At 42.9% G+C, this 2991-nt stretch carries 3 protein-coding genes; 1 reads left to right on the top strand and 2 read right to left on the bottom strand.

Annotated elements, in window-relative coordinates; all coding sequences use genetic code 11:
• Positions 1–250: 250 nt before the first annotated feature.
• Positions 251–1882 carry an IS66 family transposase gene (gene tnpC / locus ND16A_RS11495; RefSeq protein ID WP_235282042.1) on the bottom strand — a complete coding sequence of 544 codons (1632 nt, stop codon included), beginning with the start codon at positions 1880–1882 and terminating at the stop codon, positions 251–253.
• Between the two features lie 80 nt (positions 1883–1962).
• Positions 1963–2313 (bottom strand): IS66 family insertion sequence element accessory protein TnpB, encoded by a 351-nt coding sequence (gene tnpB / locus ND16A_RS11500; protein ID WP_033077164.1) that lies wholly within the window; start codon positions 2311–2313, stop codon positions 1963–1965.
• Between the two features lie 284 nt (positions 2314–2597).
• Here tnpB and tnpA point away from each other — a divergent pair, with 284 nt between their 5' ends.
• On the top strand, positions 2598–2867 hold the full coding sequence (gene tnpA / locus ND16A_RS11505; protein WP_033077162.1) for an IS66 family insertion sequence element accessory protein TnpA: 270 nt from the start codon (positions 2598–2600) through the stop codon (positions 2865–2867).
• The last annotated feature ends 124 nt before the right edge of the window (positions 2868–2991 follow it).

Raw genomic sequence — 2991 nt, 5'->3', positions numbered from 1 at the left:
GAACACCGATTCCGGAAAATCATGAAAAAGTGTTCACGATGAAACCGGAATGACTGTTCACGTTAAACCAGAATAGGTGTTCACGATGGGCCGGAATGACTGTTCACGATGCTCCGGAATATGCAATACATAGTTTATTTCTAATAATTTAATCAAATATAATCCACCGATAATGGTGAATATATAAACCATTCCATACAAAGGCAGTAAAATCACCGATATTAGGTAAGCGCGTAATTAAGCGGTTCGCCTAGCTGATATAGGTATCGAGCTGCACATTCCAAGGCATTAATTGATTGATGTCATCATCGGGTTTTAAGTTTGGGATTTCCTTGAATAGATGCAGGAAATAATAATACGGGTTGATGTCATTCGCCCTGCACGTCATGACAATGCTATACAGGTTAGCGCTAGCTTCTGCGCCTTCAACCGACTTACTGAATAACCAGTTTTTTCGACCATTGGTAAACGGCCGAATATCGCGCTCGGTCACGTTATTGTCAATCCCTAGGTTGCCATCATCAACATAACGAATGAGTTTATTCCATTGGTTGAGTGTGTAATTGATGGCCCCTCCGATATGACTATTTTTCGTTATTTTGGTGTTGGTATCTTCAAGCCAGGCTTTGAACTTATCCAGAATTGGAACGGCTTTTTCTTGTCGCAACTGATAGCGCTGCTCTGGTGTGAGTTTTTGGCTTTTGGCCTGTTTTTCCAGCGCGTATAGTCTAGCAATATAGCTTTTTGCCATATTCGCTCGGCCTTTAATTCTTGTCTCGGCTTTGAGGGCATCCTCATATTTTCGTCTGGCGTGTGCCCAGCAACCAACTGGTGTAATGCCCTCGATGTTGTCGTAAACACTGTAACCATCACATTGTAAGTAGCCTTGATAGCCAGATAGAAATCCCTGCACACAAGCACGACTTCTTCCCGATTGATAATCATAAACCACTACCGGTTGTTTACTCACTTCATTGCTGCGATACACCCACATATACGATTTACTGTGTGCCAGTTTTCCTTCTTCACTGAGTACCTGAACATGCGTTTCATCCGCACACAAGCTGTGCTCACTGACTAAGTGACGTTGCATCGCTTCAACCAGAGGCTTAATCAAGAATCCAGCTTTGATACACCAGTTGGCTAACGTATTTCGAGAAATATCTAACTCGCCACGCGCATAAATTTGCGCTTGACGGTACAATGGCAAAGCATCACAGTATTTTGATGTGACGACTGCCGCAAGCGCCTCTGGGCTTGCCATGCTGCCAGGAATAGGTTGCTTAGGTTTAGGCACGGTAATGATTTTGCTGCTGGTACCAGTATGCTCGCAGTTTCGACAGGCGTATTTAAACTGCTTATGCTTAATCACACTGATTTTAGCCGGTATGATTTTAAGTTGTTCACTATCAATGCTGCCGCATTGATGCATATCTTCACCACAACACGGGCAATCAAGAGAGTCTAACGTATGCTCTACCACTTCACGTTCAAAGTACTCTGGTAATGGCTTTTTGCCTTTCTTGTGGTGTTTGGGCTCAGTTTTTTTCTGGTGCTTTTCGGCTTCATTGAACGTGCCACGCTCGGATTTTTCACTGCTCTTACCAAATTGGCGTGAGTTACTTAACTTCAACTGAGCGAGTAACTGCTCAATCTTTGCCTTCATCTTGGCATTTTCTTTGGTTAGCACTTCTTCTTTTTTAAGTAATGACGTGTTTTCTTTGGTTAGCACTTCTTCTTTTTTAAGCAATGACGTGTTTTCTTTGGTTAGCGTTTCTTCTCGCTCTTGTAACGATGTATTTTCAGCCTGCAACGATTCAACTTGCGCTTGTAACGCAGCAAGTTTTTCTTCGAGAGAAAGGTTGTCTGTTGGCTTGGTCATATACATCTAAGCTTAGTGAAAGTGGGCTAAGCATGACATACTGGCAAGATCGTTCAAGTCCCATTTAATCGATCCTTTTTTTAAATAACCGACAAACCCGATAAGGTGTTATGTTTACTTCGACTTTCTACAGGTAAACCGGACAACAGCCATTGTAATTGACGAGATTCAATGTGCATCGTAAGGGCGGTTTCATTGGCCTGCGGCCACTGAAATCGCCCTTGCTCTAATCGACGATAATAAAGCCAAAAGCCATTAGTATCCCAGAACAAGATCTTCAACTTATCCCGTTGGCGATTACAAAACACAAACCAAGCTTCACTCATGGGGTCGAGTTCAAGTTGGTCGGCGACAATAATGCTTAACCCATTTATCGATTTGCGCATATCGGTGTACCCCGTGACAAGGTAAACCTGCTTGCCAGGTGTCATTGCATCGCCATGATGAAACCTGCTAAACGCTCGGGTGATAATTGCTCGTTAAAGGCAAGTTCAAAGCCGTTTGGCATGGTCAGAGTAATTGTTGAAGGCGATTGGGCCCCTGAATCACTGACAAATAAAGGGACGAGTTGGTGTTTCTGATTGGATTCTAAAGCAGTGCCTCCTTGAGTTAATCGCTTTTTCCACAAATAGAAAGTAAGTGTCTAGATAACGACACCTGCCCCTAGTTTTTGATCTCAGTTATATTACCTCCGAATTAAATTAAGGAGATAACTATGAGAATTATGCGAAGCCAAGCTCAATGGCAAGCCATTATTGAAGACCAGCAAACCAGTGGCTTAGCGATTATGGATTATTGCCAGCAACATCAATTATCCACCACATCCTTTTATGCCGTTAGAAAGAAACTCGGTTTGTCGTCAAGCAGCTTTGTTCGAGCCAAAATTACCCAGCGAGTGGAAGTCATTGAAGAGCAACCTTCTATATCCATCACGGTTGGCAAGGCAAACGTCAGTTTGCCTGCCACAACTTCTGCAACATATTGACCTGGTCAACCAAATTCAGTCACCCCAGTTAAGCAACCATATCTAAATTGTTTATCATCGCTTCAAAGTTATTTGGACTTTGGTAATCCAGATAAGAATGTAGGCGACGACTGTTGTACCACAT

The organism is Thalassotalea sp. ND16A (assembly GCF_000764205.1).
Taxonomy (GTDB): Bacteria; Pseudomonadota; Gammaproteobacteria; order Enterobacterales; family Alteromonadaceae; genus Thalassotalea_A.
This window is presented reverse-complemented; position numbering and strand designations above follow the sequence as displayed.